15 protein-coding genes are annotated in these 16,650 nt (G+C 70.2%); 10 read left to right on the top strand and 5 right to left on the bottom strand.

Annotated elements, in window-relative coordinates; translation table 11 throughout:
* Nucleotides 1-307 precede the first annotated feature (307 nt).
* Nucleotides 308-1,057: a cutinase family protein gene (locus CLV43_RS15215; protein WP_106187815.1), complete on the top strand. Its 750-nt coding sequence runs from the start codon at nt 308-310 to the stop codon at nt 1,055-1,057.
* Between the two features lie 43 nt (nt 1,058-1,100).
* Nucleotides 1,101-1,754, top strand: coding sequence for a DUF2461 domain-containing protein (locus CLV43_RS15210; RefSeq protein WP_106187814.1), 654 nt, complete (start codon nt 1,101-1,103; stop codon nt 1,752-1,754).
* On the opposite strand, the gene CLV43_RS15205 is transcribed toward CLV43_RS15210, so the two are convergent.
* Nucleotides 1,732-2,058, bottom strand: a complete 327-nt coding sequence (locus CLV43_RS15205) for a VanZ family protein (RefSeq protein WP_106187813.1) — start codon at nt 2,056-2,058, stop codon at nt 1,732-1,734. The genes CLV43_RS15210 and CLV43_RS15205 overlap by 23 nt on opposite strands.
* A 137-nt stretch (nt 2,059-2,195) precedes the next feature.
* On the opposite strand from CLV43_RS15205, the gene pyk reads away from it, so the two are divergent.
* The 4 genes from pyk (at nt 2,196) to gndA (ending at nt 7,111) form a co-directional block, all read left to right on the top strand.
* Complete coding sequence (gene pyk, locus CLV43_RS15200; protein ID WP_106187812.1) at nt 2,196-3,620, top strand: pyruvate kinase; 1,425 nt, start codon at nt 2,196-2,198, stop codon at nt 3,618-3,620.
* A gap of 9 nt (nt 3,621-3,629) precedes the next feature.
* Complete coding sequence (tesB, locus tag CLV43_RS15195; RefSeq protein WP_106187811.1) at nt 3,630-4,562, top strand: acyl-CoA thioesterase II; 933 nt, start codon at nt 3,630-3,632, stop codon at nt 4,560-4,562.
* Nucleotides 4,559-5,203, top strand: coding sequence for a 50S ribosomal protein L11 methyltransferase (locus CLV43_RS15190; protein WP_106187810.1), 645 nt, complete (start codon nt 4,559-4,561; stop codon nt 5,201-5,203). The genes tesB and CLV43_RS15190 overlap by 4 nt, the downstream gene beginning before the upstream one ends.
* A 471-nt stretch (nt 5,204-5,674) precedes the next feature.
* Entirely contained in the window at nt 5,675-7,111 is a 1,437-nt protein-coding gene (gndA, locus tag CLV43_RS15185; protein WP_106188247.1) for an NADP-dependent phosphogluconate dehydrogenase, read from the top strand.
* A gap of 34 nt (nt 7,112-7,145) precedes the next feature.
* Here gndA and CLV43_RS15180 read toward each other — a convergent pair whose 3' ends face one another.
* Entirely contained in the window at nt 7,146-8,099 is a 954-nt protein-coding gene (locus CLV43_RS15180; protein ID WP_106187809.1) for a P-loop nucleotide/nucleoside kinase family protein, read from the bottom strand.
* Between the two features lie 328 nt (nt 8,100-8,427).
* Between CLV43_RS15180 and dacB the strand changes: the two genes are divergently transcribed.
* Nucleotides 8,428-9,978 (top strand): D-alanyl-D-alanine carboxypeptidase/D-alanyl-D-alanine endopeptidase, encoded by a 1,551-nt coding sequence (dacB, locus tag CLV43_RS15175; RefSeq protein WP_106187808.1) that lies wholly within the window; start codon nt 8,428-8,430, stop codon nt 9,976-9,978.
* Between the two features lie 138 nt (nt 9,979-10,116).
* Here the strand turns inward: dacB and CLV43_RS15170 are convergent, their stop codons facing one another.
* The gene (locus tag CLV43_RS15170; RefSeq protein WP_106187807.1) at nt 10,117-12,375 is read right to left on the bottom strand and encodes a SulP family inorganic anion transporter; all 2,259 of its coding nucleotides are present in this window, start codon (nt 12,373-12,375) and stop codon (nt 10,117-10,119) included.
* Nucleotides 12,376-13,490: 1,115 nt separating this feature from the next.
* Nucleotides 13,491-13,817, bottom strand: coding sequence for a hypothetical protein (locus CLV43_RS15165; protein ID WP_106187806.1), 327 nt, complete (start codon nt 13,815-13,817; stop codon nt 13,491-13,493).
* Nucleotides 13,818-14,052: 235 nt separating this feature from the next.
* On the opposite strand from CLV43_RS15165, the gene CLV43_RS15160 reads away from it, so the two are divergent.
* On the top strand, nt 14,053-14,901 hold the full coding sequence (locus CLV43_RS15160) for a helix-turn-helix domain-containing protein (protein ID WP_106187805.1): 849 nt from the start codon (nt 14,053-14,055) through the stop codon (nt 14,899-14,901).
* 19 nt (nt 14,902-14,920) lie between these two features.
* Complete coding sequence (locus tag CLV43_RS49265) at nt 14,921-15,133, top strand: DUF397 domain-containing protein (RefSeq protein ID WP_245886469.1); 213 nt, start codon at nt 14,921-14,923, stop codon at nt 15,131-15,133.
* A 75-nt stretch (nt 15,134-15,208) separates the two neighbouring features.
* Here CLV43_RS49265 and CLV43_RS15150 read toward each other — a convergent pair whose 3' ends face one another.
* Nucleotides 15,209-15,628 (bottom strand): hypothetical protein, encoded by a 420-nt coding sequence (locus CLV43_RS15150; protein ID WP_106187803.1) that lies wholly within the window; start codon nt 15,626-15,628, stop codon nt 15,209-15,211.
* A 202-nt stretch (nt 15,629-15,830) separates the two neighbouring features.
* Here CLV43_RS15150 and CLV43_RS15145 point away from each other — a divergent pair, with 202 nt between their 5' ends.
* On the top strand, nt 15,831-16,478 hold the full coding sequence (locus tag CLV43_RS15145; RefSeq protein WP_106187802.1) for a DedA family protein: 648 nt from the start codon (nt 15,831-15,833) through the stop codon (nt 16,476-16,478).
* Nucleotides 16,479-16,650: the final 172 nt, after the last annotated feature.

Here is a 16,650-nt window from a genome sequence, read left to right as displayed (position 1 = left end):
TTCGACACCATTTCGCGGACGTCGGTGAAATCCGGTCGACCGGTCTCCTTCTCGGCGGGTGGTTCCGCGCGCCACTGGTGGAACACCCGATGCGGTGTGCGCGGTGCGTGCGGTATGGGAGCCGTGAGCGGCGGAAACGCATTCCGCCACCTGGACCGGTCATTCCAGGACCGTTCGTTCCCAGACCGGTCATTCCAGGACCGGGTATTCTGCTTTTCGGCGGTGAACCGCGCGTAGTGCCGTTCCGTATGCACAGTCAGGGGGTTTCTATAGCCGCTTTTCTCCACCACGGAAACGGAGTTCCGAAATGAGCGCTGTCCATTCCCTCCGCCCGAGACGCCGGCTCTTCGGGCTGCTCGCCGTCGTCACCGCGAGCGGGATCACCGCGGCCACCGTCTTCGTGATGTCCAACCAGGCGAGCGCCGTCAAGGCACCCGCGGGCACGGCCTGCGCCGCCGTGCACGTCATCACCGCCCGCGCCTCCACCGAACGCCCCGGCGAGGGCATCACCGCCGCCATGGTGAGCCGGGTCGTCGGCACCAGCAAGCAGACCGTGAGCCGGGCGTCGGTCGACTACCCGGCCACCCTCACCGACTACGCCCGCAGCTCGGGCCAGGGCGTCAGCGCGCTGACGTCGCAGCTCACCGCCCAGGTCCAGCAGTGCCCGGACCAGAAGATCGTGCTGGCGGGCTACTCCCAGGGCGCCCACGTGGTGCTCGACGTCCTCGGCGGCGGAGGCGGTGTCGGGCTCGGCTCGGCGACCCCGCCGCTGGCCGCCTCGGTCGCGAGCCACGTGACCGCCGTCGCCACGTTCGGCGACCCCCGCCACGTCGTCGGTCAGCCCTTCGACGTCGGCACCTCGACCCGCAACGGCCGGTTCCCCCGGTCCGGCGCCCAGCTGAAGGTCCTCGCCGGGTTCGCCGACCGCATCCAGACCTTCTGCGACTCCGGTGACACGTTCTGCGACAGCGGCGTGAGCACCATCACGCACCTGAGCTACATGAACCGCTACCGCGACGACGCCGCGGACTTCGTCCTCGGCAAGGTCGGCGGCTGACCACCCGACCACCGCGGCGAAGGGCGGAACGTAGGCTGTCGGCGTGGAATTCAGCGGGTTCGGCGAACACGCCATCGACTTCTTCGACGGTCTCGAGGCCGACAACTCCAAGGTCTACTGGGACGCGAACAAGTCCACCTACCAGGAGGACGTGCGGGCGCCGATGCTGGTGCTGCTCAACGACCTCGAACCCGAGTTCGGTCCCGGCAAGGTCTTCCGGCCGTTCCGCGACGTCCGCTTCAGCAAGGACAAGACCCCGTACAAGACGCACTGCGGCGGCGTGGTCGAACAGGGCCGCGGCGGCGGCGCCTTCTACGTCCAGATCGGCGTCGAGGGCGTGATGGTCGGCGGCGGCTCGTTCGCGATGGCCTCCGACCAGCTCGCCCGGTTCCGCACGGCCGTGGACGAGGACCGGCGCGGCGGGCAGCTGGAGAAGATCGTCGCCAAGCTGGAGAAGTCCGGGTGGGACATCCGCGGCGACCGGCTCAAGAGCAAGCCGCGCGGCGTCGCCCCCGAGCACCCCCGCATCGAGCTGCTGCGCCACCGCACGCTGTACGCGGCGAAGGTGTGGCCGCCCGACGACACCCTCCACGAGCCCGGCTGCGGCACCCGCGTGGTCAAGGCGTGGCGGGAGCTCAAGGCGTTCAACGAGTGGTGCGTGGACCACGTGGGCGTCAGCGAGAAGCCCTGGCGCTGAGCCGCCGCGCGACCAGGGCGCCCACACCCCACCCGAGCGCGATGCCGACGACGTCGGTCAGCGCGTCGAGCACGTCGCCGCTGCGGTGCAGCGGGGTGATCAGCGCCTGCAGCACCTCGGACAGACCCGCGTAACCGACCAGCGCGAGCAGGACCCAGCGGGGCCGCGGCCACCCGGCCGCGGCCCTCAGTCCCGTCACGGCCAAAAGCGCGAACAACAGGCAGTGGACGACCTTGTCCGTGCCCGGCGGCGAGCTCGGGACACCCGACTCCGGGGTGAACAGAACGATGACGCTGAGCGACATCGCGACCACGAACGGAAGATGTTTTCGCAACCGAACCCCCTATTACCCCCGTGTTACCCCTGAATATCGTGCCTGCGCGGAACTTACCGACGGGTAGTTCGGGATCGGTCCAGTAAAGGGGACTATCCTCTCCCAACGTGAGTCGACGCGCAAAGATCGTCTGTACCATGGGCCCCGCTACCTCGTCCCCTGAGAAGGTGCGCGAGCTCGTAGCGGCCGGTATGGACGTGGCGAGGATGAACTTCAGCCACGGCAGCCATGCCGACCACAAGCAGGTCTACGACACCGTTCGCGCCGCCGCGAACGAGTCGGGCCGTGCGGTGGGCATCCTGGCGGACCTGCAGGGCCCCAAGATCCGTCTCGGCCGGTTCGCCGCCGGTCCCGTCGAGTGGCGCACCGGTGACATCGTGCGCGTGACCGTCGAGGACGTCGCGGGAACGCACGACCGGGTCTCCACCACCTACAAGGAACTCGCCAAGGACGCCAAGGTCGGCGACCGGCTGCTCGTGGACGACGGCAAGGTCGGCCTCGTGGTCACCGACGTCGAGGGCCCGGACGTCGTCTGCGAGGTGACCGAAGGCGGTCCCGTCAGCAACAACAAGGGCTTGTCCCTGCCGGGCATGGACGTCTCCGTGCCCGCCATGTCCGAGAAGGACATCGAGGACCTGGAGTTCGCGCTCTCGCTGGGCGTCGACTTCATCGCGCTGTCCTTCGTCCGCTCCCCGGCCGACATCGACCTGGTCCACCAGGTGATGGACCGGGTCGGCGCCAAGCGCCTCCCGGTCATCGCGAAGATCGAGAAGCCCGAGGCCGTGGACAACCTCGAGGCCATCGTGCTGGCCTTCGACGGCGTCATGGTCGCCCGCGGCGACCTCGGCGTGGAGCTGCCGCTGGAGCACGTGCCGCTGGTGCAGAAGCGCGCGATCCAGATCGCCCGCGAGAACGCCAAGCCGGTCATCGTGGCCACCCAGATGCTCGACTCGATGATCACCAACTCCCGCCCGACCCGCGCCGAGACGTCCGACGTCGCGAACGCGGTGCTGGACGGCGCCGACGCGCTCATGCTCTCCGGTGAGACCAGCGTCGGCCGCTACGCCATCGAGTCCGTGCAGACGATGAGCCGCATCATCGTGGCCGTCGAGACCGAGTCGACCGTCGTGCCGCCGCTGACGCACGTCCCGCGCACCAAGCGCGGCGTCATCTCCTACGCGGCCCGCGACATCGGCGAGCGCCTCAACGCCAAGGCCCTGGTCGCCTTCACCCAGTCCGGTGACACCGTGCGGCGGCTCGCCCGCCTGCACACCCCGTTGCCGCTGCTCGCGTTCACGCCCGAGCAGGAGGTGCGCGCGCAGCTGTCGCTGACGTGGGGCACCGAGACGTTCCTCGTGCCGAGGGTGGAGTCCACCGACGAGATGGTCCGCCAGGTGGACATCTCGATGCTCGACATCGGCCGCTACCAGGCCGGTGACTTGGTGGTCGTGGTCGCGGGCTCCCCGCCGGGAACCGTAGGCTCGACGAACCTCATCCGGGTGCACCGCCTGGGCGAGGACGACCACGCCTAGGAGTACACGTTGACAGAGGCTGCCCGTGCCGCGGCCGCGCGATTCGCCGCGGCCCAGGACGCTCCGTTGGACAGCGACGGGGTCCCGCACGGGCAGCCCGTGCTCGACCGCCTCGTCGCGCTGCTCGACCTCGAGCGCATCGAGGAGAACATCTTCCGCGGGGTGAGCCCCGCCGAGTCCCCGGTGCGGGTCTTCGGCGGGCAGGTCGCCGGGCAGGCGCTGGTCGCGGCGGGCCGGACGGTGCCGCCGGAGCGGCACGTGCACTCGCTGCACTCGTACTTCATCCGCGGCGGCGACCCGACCGTGCCGATCGTCTACGAGGTCGACCGCATCCGCGACGGCCGCTCGTTCACGACCAGGCGGGTCGTCGGCATCCAGCACGGCAAGGCGATCTTCTCGCTGTCCGCGTCGTTCCAGAAGGACGAGACGGGCATGGACCACGCCGAGCCGATGCCCGACGTGCCGGACCCGGAGTCGCTGCCGACCTACGCCGAGGCGTCGAAGACGTACTTCGACCAGCTCGAACGCCCCCGGCTGCCCCGGCCGATCGACGTGCGCTACGTCACCGAGCCGCCCTGGGAGTCCCGCGAGGACGGCCCCGGCGAGGCCCGCAGCCAGGTGTGGATGCGCGCCGACGGCAAGCTCAGCGACGACGACCTGCTGCACGTCTGCGTCCTGGCCTACGCCTCCGACATGACCCTGCTCGACTCGATCCTGGTCAAGCACGGCGTCTACTGGGGCACCGACAAGGTCCTCGGCGCCAGCCTCGACCACGCCATGTGGTTCCACCGCCGCTTCCGCGCCGACGAGTGGTTCCTGTACGACTGCGCGTCCCCCAGCGCCTCCGGCGCCCGCGGACTCGCCACCGGCCGCTTCTTCTCCCAGGACGGCAGACTCGTCGCCACCGTGGTCCAAGAGGGCCTGCTCCGCGTCATCTCGTGACCACCGTCCCCCACCCCGGCGCCACCTGGACCGCCTGGTACCTCTTCGGCCTCGGCCTGACCGCGGGCCCCGACGTCCACCGCCCGTCCGAGTTCTCCGCCTTGCTGGCGTCCACCCTGAGCGACGTCTGGGGCCGCTCCGTGGTCGACGCAGGCTCCGGCGCCGGCCTCATCACCATCGCCGCCCTCTCGGCGGGCGCCCGCCACGTCATCGCCCTCGACCGCGACCCGGACGCGCTCCGCGACACCGCCACCAACGTCGAACGCCTGCTCGGCCCTCCAGCCCGCGACCGCCTCTCGTTGTGGCAGGCCGACTTCACCCAGCTCGACGTGCTCGACGCCGACGTGCTCGCCGTCAACCCCCCACAACGCCCCGCTGAACTCCTCGCCGACGTCGAACCCGAGTTCCTGCACCTGCACGAGGGCGGCGGCCGCGACGGCCTGGACGGCCTCCGCCTCATCCTCACCCACGCCCGCTGCCACGAGGTCCGCACCACCCTCGCCGACGTCCTACCGCTAACCGCCCTACAACGCACCCCCCGCCGCCTGACCACCACCACCCTCCCCATGCACCCCGCCTGGCGCCCCCTGATCGGCGGCGACGAATCCAAAGTCTCCATCTGGGCCTTCGACCGCCGCTGACAACAGCAACAGCAACAGCCACTGCCACCCCACCACCCCATCCACGATGGGCGCAGCCCGCCAGCGCGCATCCGGCGCGGAGCGCCTGGGGCCTTGTCGGCGCCAGCCGATGCCCTGTCCGCCGCGAAGCGCGGATGCCTTGTCCAACGGCGCAGCCGAGGATGCCTTGTCGGGCGAAGCCCGATGTCCGAGTCGAGCGCAGCTCGATGCTGGCGAAGCCAGACTCCCCCTCTGCCCCCGATCCACAGCGCCCTCCTGCCCGATCTTGCTTGTCAAGACAGCTCCATCGTCTTGACAAGCAAGATCGGGCATTGAGACAATCGCGCGCCGGGGGCTGGGCTTCCCCAGAAGGTGGGACGGCCGGGAACTGGGCTTCACCGATCCCCCCAACCCGCTACGTCTCCCACCACCCAACAGCTCTATGACACTCGTCCCCTCGCACTACGGCCGTTTTTTAGGCAGGCTGTGCAGATGACAACCGAGGCAACGGCACGGATCGCGGTAACCGGACTAGCTGTGATGGGCAGCAACCTGGCCCGCAACCTCGCCCGGCACGGACACCGGGTCGCCGTCCACAACCGGTCCGCGAGCCGGACCAAGCTCTTGATCGAACAGCACGGCCACGAGGGTGACTTCGTCCCGGCCGAGACGGCGGAGGAGCTCGTCGCGAGTCTCCAGAAGCCGCGCCAGATCATCATCATGGTCAAGGCGGGTGCGCCCACCGACGCGGTGATCGACGAGTTGACGCCGTTGCTCGACGAGGGCGACATGGTGATCGACGGCGGCAACGCCCACTACGCCGACACGCGTCGTCGGGAGGCGGCGTTGCGGGAGAAGGGGCTGCACTTCGTCGGTGCGGGCATCTCCGGTGGTGAGGAGGGCGCGCTCAACGGCCCCAGCATCATGCCGGGTGGTTCGAAGGAGTCCTACTCGCACCTGGGCCCGGTGTTGGAGAGCATCGCTGCGAACGTGGACGGCACGCCGTGCTGCGTCCACGTGGGACCGGACGGTGCGGGCCACTTCGTGAAGATGGTCCACAACGGCATCGAGTACGCGGACATGCAGCTCATCGCCGAGGCGTACGACCTGCTGCTGCGCGCGGGCGGCAAGACGCCCGCCGAGATCGCCGACGTGTTCCGCGAGTGGAACGAGGGCGACCTCGAGTCCTACCTCATCGAGATCACCGCCGAGGTCCTGTCGCATGTGGACGCGACTAGCGGCAAGGCGCTCGTCGAGGTCATCGCGGACGAGGCGGAGCAGAAGGGCACCGGTCGCTGGACCGTGCAGGAGGCGTTGGAGCTGGGTGTGCCGGTGACCGGCATCGCCGAGGCCGTGTTCGCCCGCTCGCTGTCCGGCCGCGTCGACCAGCGCAAGGCCGTGCGCGACGCGTTCGGTGCCGCCGAGGTCTCCAAGACCGTGACCGACGGTCTCGTCGACGACGTCCGCCAGGCGCTGTACGCCTCCAAGGTCGTCGCGTACGCGCAGGGCTTCGACCAGATGCGGGCCGCCAGCAAGGAGTACGGCTGGGACCTCGACCTCGGTGCCATGGCGACGATCTGGCGCGGCGGGTGCATCATCCGGGCGCGGTTCCTCGACCGGATCCGCGAGGCCTACGACGGCAGCCCCGAGCTGGCGTCGCTGCTGGTCGACGACTACTTCCGCGAGGCCGTGCAGAACGCCGAGGCGGCGTGGCGACGGGTTGTCGTCGGCGCCGTCCAGGCCGGGGTGCCGGTGCCGGGGTTCGTGTCGGCGTTGGCGTACTACGACGGCCTGAGGTCGGAGCGGCTGCCCGCGGCGCTGATCCAGGGCCTGCGCGACTTCTTCGGCGCGCACACCTACCGGCGCACCGACGCCGAGGGCAGCTTCCACACCCTCTGGTCTGGTGATCGGTCGCAGGTCGAGGCGTGATCCACTCCCGGTCCCCCTGCCGCGGGGGACCGGGTCACCTGCCGACGTACCGGGCGATCTCGTCGTGGCAGGCGTCCACCGGGTGTGTGGTGTCGACGACGAGGCGGTCGTCGGTGCGCGGGCGGTAGTCGCGTTGTTGGATCTGCTCCCAGGTGGGGTAGGTCCAGCCGGGGAGGTCGCTGACGCGCTCCTCGACTCGTCGGCGGTGGATGTCGGGGTCCGGGCAGGTGACCTCGATGACCACGTGCTCCGCGGCGCACTCGACGGCCAGGTCGCGCCAGCCCGCGCGGGCTTCGGGGACCGGGTTGACGGCGTCGGCTATGACGGTCAGACCTCGGCGGAGGTGGCTCGCGGCGATGTCGTGGGCGACGCTGTAGGCGGCGATACCGGTCTGGTCGGGGGTGAGGCCGTTGCGGCGCATGGCCGCTTCGATCTCGTCGACGCGGAGGAGGACGGCGCCGGTGCGGGTTGCTAGGTGGCGGGAGAGGGTCGACTTGCCGGTGCCGGGGAGGCCGCTGAACTCGATGAGGGTTGGGGTGGATGATCTTGTTGGGTGGATGGTGGTTGCCTTTGGTTGTCGGACCCTGTGAGTACGTTGGGTTTCGGGGGGTTTTCTCGGTGGGGGGACCCTGGGGTGGTGCTGTCCGGGGGCGTGGGTTGGGTTTAGGGAGGCTGCAACCCGCTCACCGAGTGTTCTAGACTTGACGGAGCTTGTCAAGACGGTAGAGCTGTCTTGACAAGCTCCGTCAAGCCCAGAGATGGCTTCGGATCGGGTTGCGGGGTAGGTCTGGCTACGCCAGCATCGGCTTCGCCGACTCAGGCATCCTCGGCTTCGCCGTCGGACAAGGCATCCTCGCTGCGCGTCGGACAGGGCATCGGGCTTCGCCCGACTCAGGCATCGGCGGGCGCCGATAAGGCCCCAGGCGCTCCGCGCCGGATGCGCGCTGGCGGGCTGCGCCCATCGGGGTGTTGTGCTCGGCTTCGCCATCGGGCGGGGCATCCTCGCTGCGCGTCGGGTGGGGCGTCGGGCTTCGCCCGGCAGGGCATCGGCTGGCGCCGATGAGGCCCGAGGCGCTTCGCGTCGGATGCGTGTTGGTGGGCTTCGCCCAATGGGGTGTTGTGCTCGGCTTGCCGTCGGGCTGTGGTCGGTCGGTTGTTGTTGCTGGGGGGTGGGTGGGTGTGGGTGGTCCGCGAAAATGTCGTACCCCCTGAGTACCTTGGGTTTCGGGGGGTCTTCACGGCTGGGGGACCCTGGGTTTGGCTGTATATGAGGGCCCCTCACAGGTGTGGGGTGTAGGGGTGTGCAGAATCGACGGATGATCCGTTGGCCACGACTGCTTGCCCTGCTTGCGTCCTTGTCCCTCGTGCTGGGTTTGTCCACCGGCGGGGCGACGGCGTTGGATGCTAATCCGCTTGCGGCGGACCTTGATCGAATTTTGTCCGACTCGCGCCTGTCGGGGGCGAATGTCGGGTTGGTCGTCAAGGATGCCGAGACCGGGGAGTTGATCTACACGAGATCCGGGTCGAGTCGGTTCCAGCCTGGGTCGAACGCGAAGTTGGTGACGTCGGCGGCTGCGTTGGACTCGCTTGGGGCCGATCACCGGTGGAGTACGCAGTTGCGGTCGACCGCGGCTGTGCAGGGGACGGTGTTGAACGGGGACCTGTTCCTGCGGGGGACTGGTGATCCGACGATGTTGGCGGCCGACTACGACGACCTGGCGGCGAAGCTCGCGGCGACTGGTGTTCGCACGGTCAGCGGGGCGCTGGTCGCTGATGACAGCTGGTTCGACTCGGTGCCGTTGGGCACCGGGTGGGCGTGGGACGACGAGCCGTACTACTTCAGTGCGCAGACGTCGGCGTTGACGATCGCGCCGGACGTCGACTTCGACGCGGGGTCGGTCGCGGTGAAGGTCAGTCCTGGGGCGCAGGGGCAGCCGGCGGTGGTGACGTTGACGCCGCCGTTGGACCTGACGATCAACAACACGGCGACTACCGGAAGTGCGGACGGGGTGTTCGTGCACCGGACGCACGGCACGAACGTGGTGAGCGTGGGCGGGTCGCTGGCCGTGGGCGGGCAGCCGTACACGGAGTACATCTCGGTGAACGACCCGACGACGCTGGTGGCCGGGTTGTTCCGGAAGTCGTTGCAGAGCCACGGGATCACGGTGACCGGTGGTACGCAGTTCCGGGAGACGCCGTCGTCGGCGCAGGTGCTGGTGGACCACCAGTCCATGCCGCTGCGCGAGCTGCTGGTGACGTTCCTCAAGCTCAGCAACAACATGCACGCCGAGATGCTCATCAAGTCCATGGGGCGCAAGGCATCTGGCGAGGGCAGCTGGGCGGCGGGCATCCGGGAGCTGGAGGCGAGGCTGCCCGGTCTGGGCGCGGACCCGTTGACGATGAACCTGTTCGACGGCTCGGGGCTGTCCCGCATGGACCTGCTGTCGCCGGACCTGTTCGTGTCGGTGCTGCGCGCGGCGCGGACGAAGTCGTGGTTCCAGCCGTGGTACGACGCGCTGCCGATCGCCGCCGTGCAGGACCGGATCGCGGGCGGCACGCTGCGCAACCGCATGATCGGCACGGCGGCGGCGAACAACCTGCACGCGAAGACCGGGTCGATGACCGGGGTCACCGCGCTGTCGGGGTACGTCACCAACGCGGACGGGCGGAAGCTGGTGTTCTCGTTGCTGCAGAACAACTTCGTGTCCGGGCCGCCGAAGGACATCGAGGACGCGGTGGCAGTCAGGCTGGCCTCGGACAAGGCGGGGCAGTCGCAGCCGAAGATCCAGGCGAGGCAGCAGCCCGCGCCCGTGGAGAAGGGCAACCGGCTGGACGACATGGAGTGCAGCTGGCGGAAGGCCTGCTGACGCGCGGTTGACGAACGAACGGGGGTCTCCCACACGCGTGGGGGACCCCCGTTGTCATGGGGACCAGAGGTCCCCCGGTCGTGAAGGCCCCCCGAAGATCCACGGTACTCAGGGGGTCCGACAATTCCGGTGCGTCGGCTAGCGGCCCGCGGGGGTGCGGAGTGGTTCGAGGGCGTTGCGGTCGGGGTTGACGAGGTAGACGCGGGCGGCGGAGATGTCGAAGTACATGCCCGTGAGGCGCAGTGCGTTCGAGGCCACGGCTTCGCGGACGGCCGGGTGGGTGAGCAGGTTGTCGAGTTGCTGGGCGACGTTGGCGACGCTGAGCCGTTCGACCACCGGCAGCTCCCGGTCGATCGTCGTGCTCGGTTCGTGGAAGCGGATGAGGCTGCGGTCGGCGTGGTGCAGCCAGGAGTTGAGGGCGGTGCCGGGGCGGGTGGAGCCGTTGACGAGCGCGCCCATCGCGCCGCAGTGGGAGTGGCCGCAGACGGCGATGGTGGAGACGCCGAGCACCTCGACGGCGTACTCGATGGCGGCGCCCATGGAGTCGTCGGTGCCGTGCACGGGCACGAGGTTGCCGATGTTGCGGACGCAGAAGAGGTCGCCGGGGCCGCTGCTGGTGATCAGGTTGGGGACCACGCGGGAGTCGGCGCAGGTGATGAACAGCTGCTTCGGGCGTTGGCCGCGGGCGGCGAGCTCGGCGAGGAACGGGCGGACGAGCGGGGCGGAGTTCCGCTCGAACTCGTGCATGCCGAGGATCATCGGGTCGGTGTCGCCGCGCTGGGTGGGCAGCACGACACCGGGCGCGTCACCGGGACGGGTGCGCTGCCAGTGCGACCACGGCGCGAACCAGCGCGGGAGCGGCGACGGGGGAGTCTTGCGCAGGCCCGGCTTGCCGCCGATGGCCTTGCCGAACCAGGTGTCGTGCACCTCGTCCACGTCGACCTGGCCGCCCAGCCGCTGGTAGCCGGCGCGCCAGTCGTCGACGGCCTCGAACGCGGCGTGGTCCATGAAGTCGATGTGCAGCTCCAGCACGACGCGCTTGCCGAGCGGGATGCGGCGCAGCTCGCGGACGAGCCTGCCGACACCGAGGAACACCAGCGAGCCGCGGATCGACACGCGCCAGCCGTCCGGCTCCTCGTCGACGCGCACGGTGCTGTGCGTCAGGCGGTACAACGACCTCAGGACGGCGATCGCCATGCCGATGAGGACGCCCTCGACCAGCCCGAACACCAGGACACCGGCGAGGGTGCCGACGTAGGGGGCGATCTCGCCGTGCTGCGCCAGCTTGCGCACGCGGTCGCGGCTCACCAGGCGCAGGCCCACCACGAGCAGCACACCCGCGAGGGCGGCGAGGGGGATGAGGTCCAGCAGGCCGCCGAGCGCGACCACGAAGACGAGGACCCAGACGCCGTGCAGGACGGTGGAGGCGCGGGTGCGGGCGCCCGCGGCGACGTTCGCGGAACCGCGGATGATGCCGCCGCTCACCGGGAGGCCGCCCAGCGCGCCGGACACGACGTTGGCCGCGCCCTGGGCGACCAGCTCGCGGTCCAGGTTCGCGCGGGGGCCGTCGTGCAGCTTGTCGACCGCCACGGCGGACAGCAGGGACTCCATGCTGGCGACCAGCGCGACGGACACCACGGCCAGCGCGACCGCTCCGACGCTGCCCTGGGGCACCTTGGGGAAGACCATGTCGGCGAGCGGCGCGTCGGGGAGGTCCACTGTGGACACGTCGACGCGCAGCGCGATGGACGTCAGGGTCGCGGCCAGCACGGCGGCGAGCGGTGCCGGGACCAGTGCGGAGCGCGGGATCCGTTGCCACATCAGCATCACGGCCACCGCGACGGCGCCGACGACCACCGAGCCGAAGTGCGAGCCGTGCAGCTCGGCGGGCAGCTCGGAGAGGTTCTCCAACGTCGTGGGGTGGGCGTGGCCGCCCAGCACGATCACCAGCTGGCCCAGGGCGATGCTGATGCCGATACCGGCGAGCATGCCGTGCACGACGGCCGGCGAGAGGGAGAGCGCGAGGCGGGCCACCCGCGTCACGCCCAGCACGATCTGGACGAAGCCCGCGGCGAGGGTGATGGCGGCGGTGGCCGCCCAGCCGAACTTGATGACCAGACCGGCGGTGACCACGATCAGACCGGTGGCCGCGCCGCTGACCTGCAACGGAGTGCCGCCGAAGAGACCGGCGACGATGCCGCCGACGACCGAGGCGATGAGGCCGGAGATGAGCGGGGCCCCGGTCGCCGCGGCCACGCCGAGGGACAGCGGGACGGCGATGAGGAACAGCACGAAGGAAGCGGGCAGGTCGAAGCGGAGAGTTCCCGGGAAGCGCAGCGGGGGTCCCGCGGTGGTGTGCTCGCCTGCGTGGGACTTGTTGGAGCGGGGGCGGTTCATGTCTTCCTTCGGGGTGCGTTGTCATGCCCGAGCCGGGTGGGGCGCGGGGTTGTCGGTGGGGTGGGTCTAGCGGGGTGTCGAAGGAGCGCGGCGTGCTGAGGGCAGCACGAGGCGCAGCCGGAAGGCGACGAGTGCGGACTCGGCCTCGGCGCGGTGGTAGGGGGTCGCCGCAAGGCACCTCCGTGTCGGCACAGTGGACGTGTCGGCACAACCCGCGTCGGGACTTCCCCTTCCGGCGGCCCGGGGTGCGGGCTGGTGGAAAGGGAGGTCGCGTCGTGTCCATGATGGACGAAGATGTGGCCCAGACGACACGGGTTTCAACCGGACGTGTCGATCATCAGTGGGGGGTCACTGGGGGTTATGGAGGTTGTGGGGGGAGGGCGTGGCGGAACCGAACCCGGTCGGGGGGTCGGGGTCGGTTCCGCCACGGTCGGTGCCGGGTCGCTTGTGCGGGGTCCGGGGTTTGGGGTGCTTCTTGTGGTGGCGTTGGGCTCGCGGGTTTAGGGAACATGCCTCCACCCCGCTCGCCGAGTGTTCTATGCTCGCCCAAGCTTGTCAAGACGGTGAAGCTATCTTGACAAGCTTGGGCGAGCATAGAGATGGCTTCGGATCGGGGTGCAGGGGTAAGTCTGGCTACGCCAGCATCGGACTACGTCCGACAGGGCATCGGCTTCGCCGACAAGGCATCCTCGCTGCGCGTCGGACAGGGCATCAGGCTGCGCCTGACAGGGCATCGGCTTCGCCGACAGGGCATCCTCGCTGCGCGTCGGACAGGGCATCCTCGGCTTCGCCGTTGGACCAAGCATCCTGGGCTTCGCCGTCGGACAGGGCATCGGCTGGCGCCGACAGGGCATCCTTGCTGCGCTGCGGACGAAGCGGTGGGGCGCTCCGCGCCGGATGCGAGGTGGCGGCTGCGCCGGGTGGGGATCAGGCTGCGCCTGACTGGTGTCCTCGCCGTGTGTTGGGGTGGGTGGGTTTTGTTGGGTTGTTGGTTTGGTGATCGCACCGGGCCGGGTCGGGGAAGGGGCCGGTCCGGTGCGATCTGGCCGTCCGAAGGGTCGGAGCGGCTGGATTGTGGGGTGTGGGGTGGGTGCGGGCTTTTGGCTTTGGCTTTGTCAGCCGACGCGGCGTAGGTGGCGGTGGGTGCCGCCGCCGGAGGATTGTTCGCCTGCGACGGTGAGGCAGAGCTGGGCGCTGAGGTAGGCGCGGCAGGGGGCGGGGAGGCGGCGGCTCCACCAGCGGGTGCGGCAGGTGGGGCAGCGGCCGTGTTCGTCGGGTTGGTGTTCGTCGAGGAGGGCCTTGACGGTGGCGACCAGGCGGGGGAGCTCGGCGCGGGCCAGTTCGGCGGCGGAGTGGTCGTCGCCGTGGGCGGCGAGCTGGCTGACCGTGGCCAGGTGCTCGTGCAAGGACTTGTCGAGTTGGCTGAAGACGGTGACGGACATGGTCAGCGCTCCCCGGCCAGGTCGGTGGCGGGAATCCTCCAGGCGACGGATTCGCGTCGTCCCGCGGCGCTGCTCATGGTGAGGACCTCCGGCTTCGGGTGTCGGTGGAGCGTGACCCCAGCAGCGTGCGACCGGTGGGCGGCGAACTGCAAGTTGCAGTACACGAATGGATGACGTCTCTTTGCTTGGTTGTGCTGGGGTCACAGACTGTGCATGACCCAGGAGGTACCAGGAGATGGCACGGGGCAGCAGCCCGACGTTGCGCAAGCGGCGGCTTGTCCAAGAGCTGCGGAGGTTGCGGGAAGTCGCTGGTCTGACGATCGAGGAGGTCGGGGAGCGGCTGGAGTGCTCGGCGTCGAAGATCAGCCGGATCGAGACCGGACGGGTGGGGGTGACGCCGCGTGACGTGCGGGACATGCTCGCCGCGTACGGGGCGGACGAGGCCCTGCTCGAAGAGCTGGTCCAGCTGGCGCGGGAAGCGCGGCGCAAGGGCTGGTGGGACGAGTACGGCGACATCGCGCCCGGTCGGTACATCGGGTTCGAGGCGGACGCGGAGTCGGTGCGGACCTACCAGGGGCTGATGATCCCCGGACTGCTGCAGTGCGAGGAGTACACGCGGGCGCTCATCGGCGAGGTGACGCCGGAGGCGTCACCCGGTGAGGTGGACCGGCGGGTCGCGCTGCGCAACGCCCGCCAGGCGCTGCTGCACGAGGAGGACCCGCTGCGGCTCGACGTGGTCATCGACGAGGCCGCGCTGCGGCGGCTCGTGGGTGGGGCCGAGGTGCTGCGGGCGCAGGTCCGGCGGTTGCTGGAAGTCGGCGCGCTGCCCAACGTCACCCTCCAGGTGGTCCCCTTCACCTCCGGCGGTCACGCGGCGATGGACGGTCCGTTCGTCATCCTGAGCTTCCCCGAGCGGCTCGATCCCGACGTGGTATACATCGAAAGCACCAGAAGCGGCGTCTATTTGGAGCAACCCTCGGATGTCCTGTGGTACTCGGACGTCTTCGGGCGACTGTCGACCACCGCGCTGGATCCGGACGATTCCGCGCGCCTGCTCGACACCGTGGCGCACGCTCTTTCCTGATGACTGGAGTGAGTTCGCAGTGGAACCAGAAGTCGACTTCACGAACGCGACGTGGCGCAAGAGCAGCCGGTCCTCCGCGAGCGGACCCGACTGCGTGGAGATCGCGCTGGCGCCGCGCGCGGCCGGCGTGCGGGACTCGAAGAACCCCTCCGGCCCGGTGCTGGGCTTCGACGGTGCCGCCTGGGGCCGGTTCCTCGGCGCCACCAAGCTCGGCGGCTTCGACCTGACCTGACGACCCCGGGACCCCTGACGGGGCTTTCCCCGTCCTTTCGCCAGGGGGCCCGTCCTACCCCGGTCTGGTTCGTGGTCAGACCAGGGGATCACGCGCGGTAGACCGCGGACCGATGTCCGCACCACCCCTTTCCGGTGAACTGGACGCACTCACCGGGAAGGGGTCCACGTCATGTCCAGGCACGTCCCCGTCTCCGGCGCGCTCGGCGTGTCCTGCCTCGTCGTGGGCCTGGTCCCGGCGTTGCGCGAAGCCACCCGCTACCGCGGCGCGGACCTGCTGGACGGCCACTGGTGGCGCCTCCCGGCGAGCCTGTTCGGCTCCTACCACCTCGCGCACGTCCTGTGGACGCTGCTGCTGGTGGTGCTCGTGGTGGCCACCCTCGAACGGCTCGTCGGCCCGGCCGCGACGCTGCTCGTCCTCCTGCTGGGCCACCTCGGGCCCACGCTCGCCGCGTTCGGCCTCGCGCGCCTGTCCGGCGCGCAGGACGTGCTGCACCGGCTCGACTACGGCGCCTCGGCCGCGCTCGCGTGCGCCGCCGGCGCCCTGGCGCTGCTGCGCCGCTCACGGGCCATCGCGGCGGTGCTCGTCGCGCTGCTCGTGGCAGACCTCTTCTACAGCGACTGGCTCACGGCCGCGGAGCACTGGACCGCGGTCCTGCTCGGGCTCGGTGCCGGCGCCCTTCTCCTGGGGGGACAGCATGGGATTCGTGACCGACGCGCTGGCCGGACTGGCCGGTCTGCCGCAACCGGCGGTGGTGGCGGTGACCGGGGCGATGACCCTGGCCGAGTGCACGCTGGGGGTGGGGTTCCTGGCCCCCGGCGAGGCCTCGCTGCTGATCGCCTCGACGACCGTCACGACGGTGCCGCGGTTCCTGGTCATGTGGCTGGTGGTGTCGGTGTGCGCGGTGGCGGGCGACAGCATCGGGTACCTGCTCGGGCGCCGCTACGGCGATCGGCTGCGTGACTCGCGGATCGTCCGCAAGCTCGGGCGGGCGCACTGGGACCGCGCGGGCGGGCTGCTCCGCGACCGCGGTGGGATCGCGGTGTTCACCGCCCGCTTCCTGCCCGTCGTGCGGACCCTCGTCCCGGCCTCGGCGGGGGCGTCGAACCTGCCCTACCGCCGGTTCCTGCCCGCCTCCGTCGCCGGGGCGGTGTGCTGGGCCGCCCTGCACATCGGCATCGGGTCGGCGGCGGGCGCGTCGGCGAAGTACGTCGAGTCGGTGCTGGGCGGCGTGAGCTGGGTGCTGTTCGGCGCGGTGGCCGTGGCGGGCGCGGTCTACGCGTTGCGCCGCCGCCGCAAGCAGGCCGGTGCGCGGGAGACCCGCGAGCTTGAAGAGGTGGGCTAGGAGAACACCCCGGAAAGGGCGAAGAGGGCCACCCCCTACCGGGTGGCCCTCTTCTTCTGATGGGGACGTGGGTCGGCCGGCGTTCCGCCGCCGCGGGCTGGATGCCCCTTGCACGCCGGACGACCCACGTCGATCAGGGAGACGGTGGAGGTTCGGTTCCACCGTCTGGTCC

It is taken from the genome of Umezawaea tangerina, assembly GCF_003002815.1.
Classification (GTDB): domain Bacteria; phylum Actinomycetota; class Actinomycetes; order Mycobacteriales; family Pseudonocardiaceae; genus Umezawaea; species Umezawaea tangerina.
Note: the sequence above shows the minus strand (reverse complement) of the source record. Positions and strands in the feature narration are given on the sequence as shown.

What these genes read in the sequence shown, in the direction of transcription:
- CLV43_RS15165 (WP_106187806.1), bottom strand. Translation starts at nt 13,817, where the DNA reads ATGTCCGTCACCGTCTTCAGCCAACTCGACAAGTCCTTGCACGAGCAC.
- gndA (WP_106188247.1), top strand. Translation starts at nt 5,675, where the DNA reads ATGACAACCGAGGCAACGGCACGGATCGCGGTAACCGGACTAGCTGTG.
- CLV43_RS15170 (WP_106187807.1), bottom strand. Translation starts at nt 12,375, where the DNA reads ATGAACCGCCCCCGCTCCAACAAGTCCCACGCAGGCGAGCACACCACC.
- CLV43_RS15160 (WP_106187805.1), top strand. Translation starts at nt 14,053, where the DNA reads ATGGCACGGGGCAGCAGCCCGACGTTGCGCAAGCGGCGGCTTGTCCAA.
- CLV43_RS15145 (WP_106187802.1), top strand. Translation starts at nt 15,831, where the DNA reads ATGGGATTCGTGACCGACGCGCTGGCCGGACTGGCCGGTCTGCCGCAA.
- dacB (WP_106187808.1), top strand. Translation starts at nt 8,428, where the DNA reads ATGATCCGTTGGCCACGACTGCTTGCCCTGCTTGCGTCCTTGTCCCTC.
- CLV43_RS15180 (WP_106187809.1), bottom strand. Translation starts at nt 8,099, where the DNA reads ATGGCGAAGCCGAGCACAACACCCCGATGGGCGCAGCCCGCCAGCGCG.
- CLV43_RS15215 (WP_106187815.1), top strand. Translation starts at nt 308, where the DNA reads ATGAGCGCTGTCCATTCCCTCCGCCCGAGACGCCGGCTCTTCGGGCTG.
- CLV43_RS15205 (WP_106187813.1), bottom strand. Translation starts at nt 2,058, where the DNA reads ATGTCGCTCAGCGTCATCGTTCTGTTCACCCCGGAGTCGGGTGTCCCG.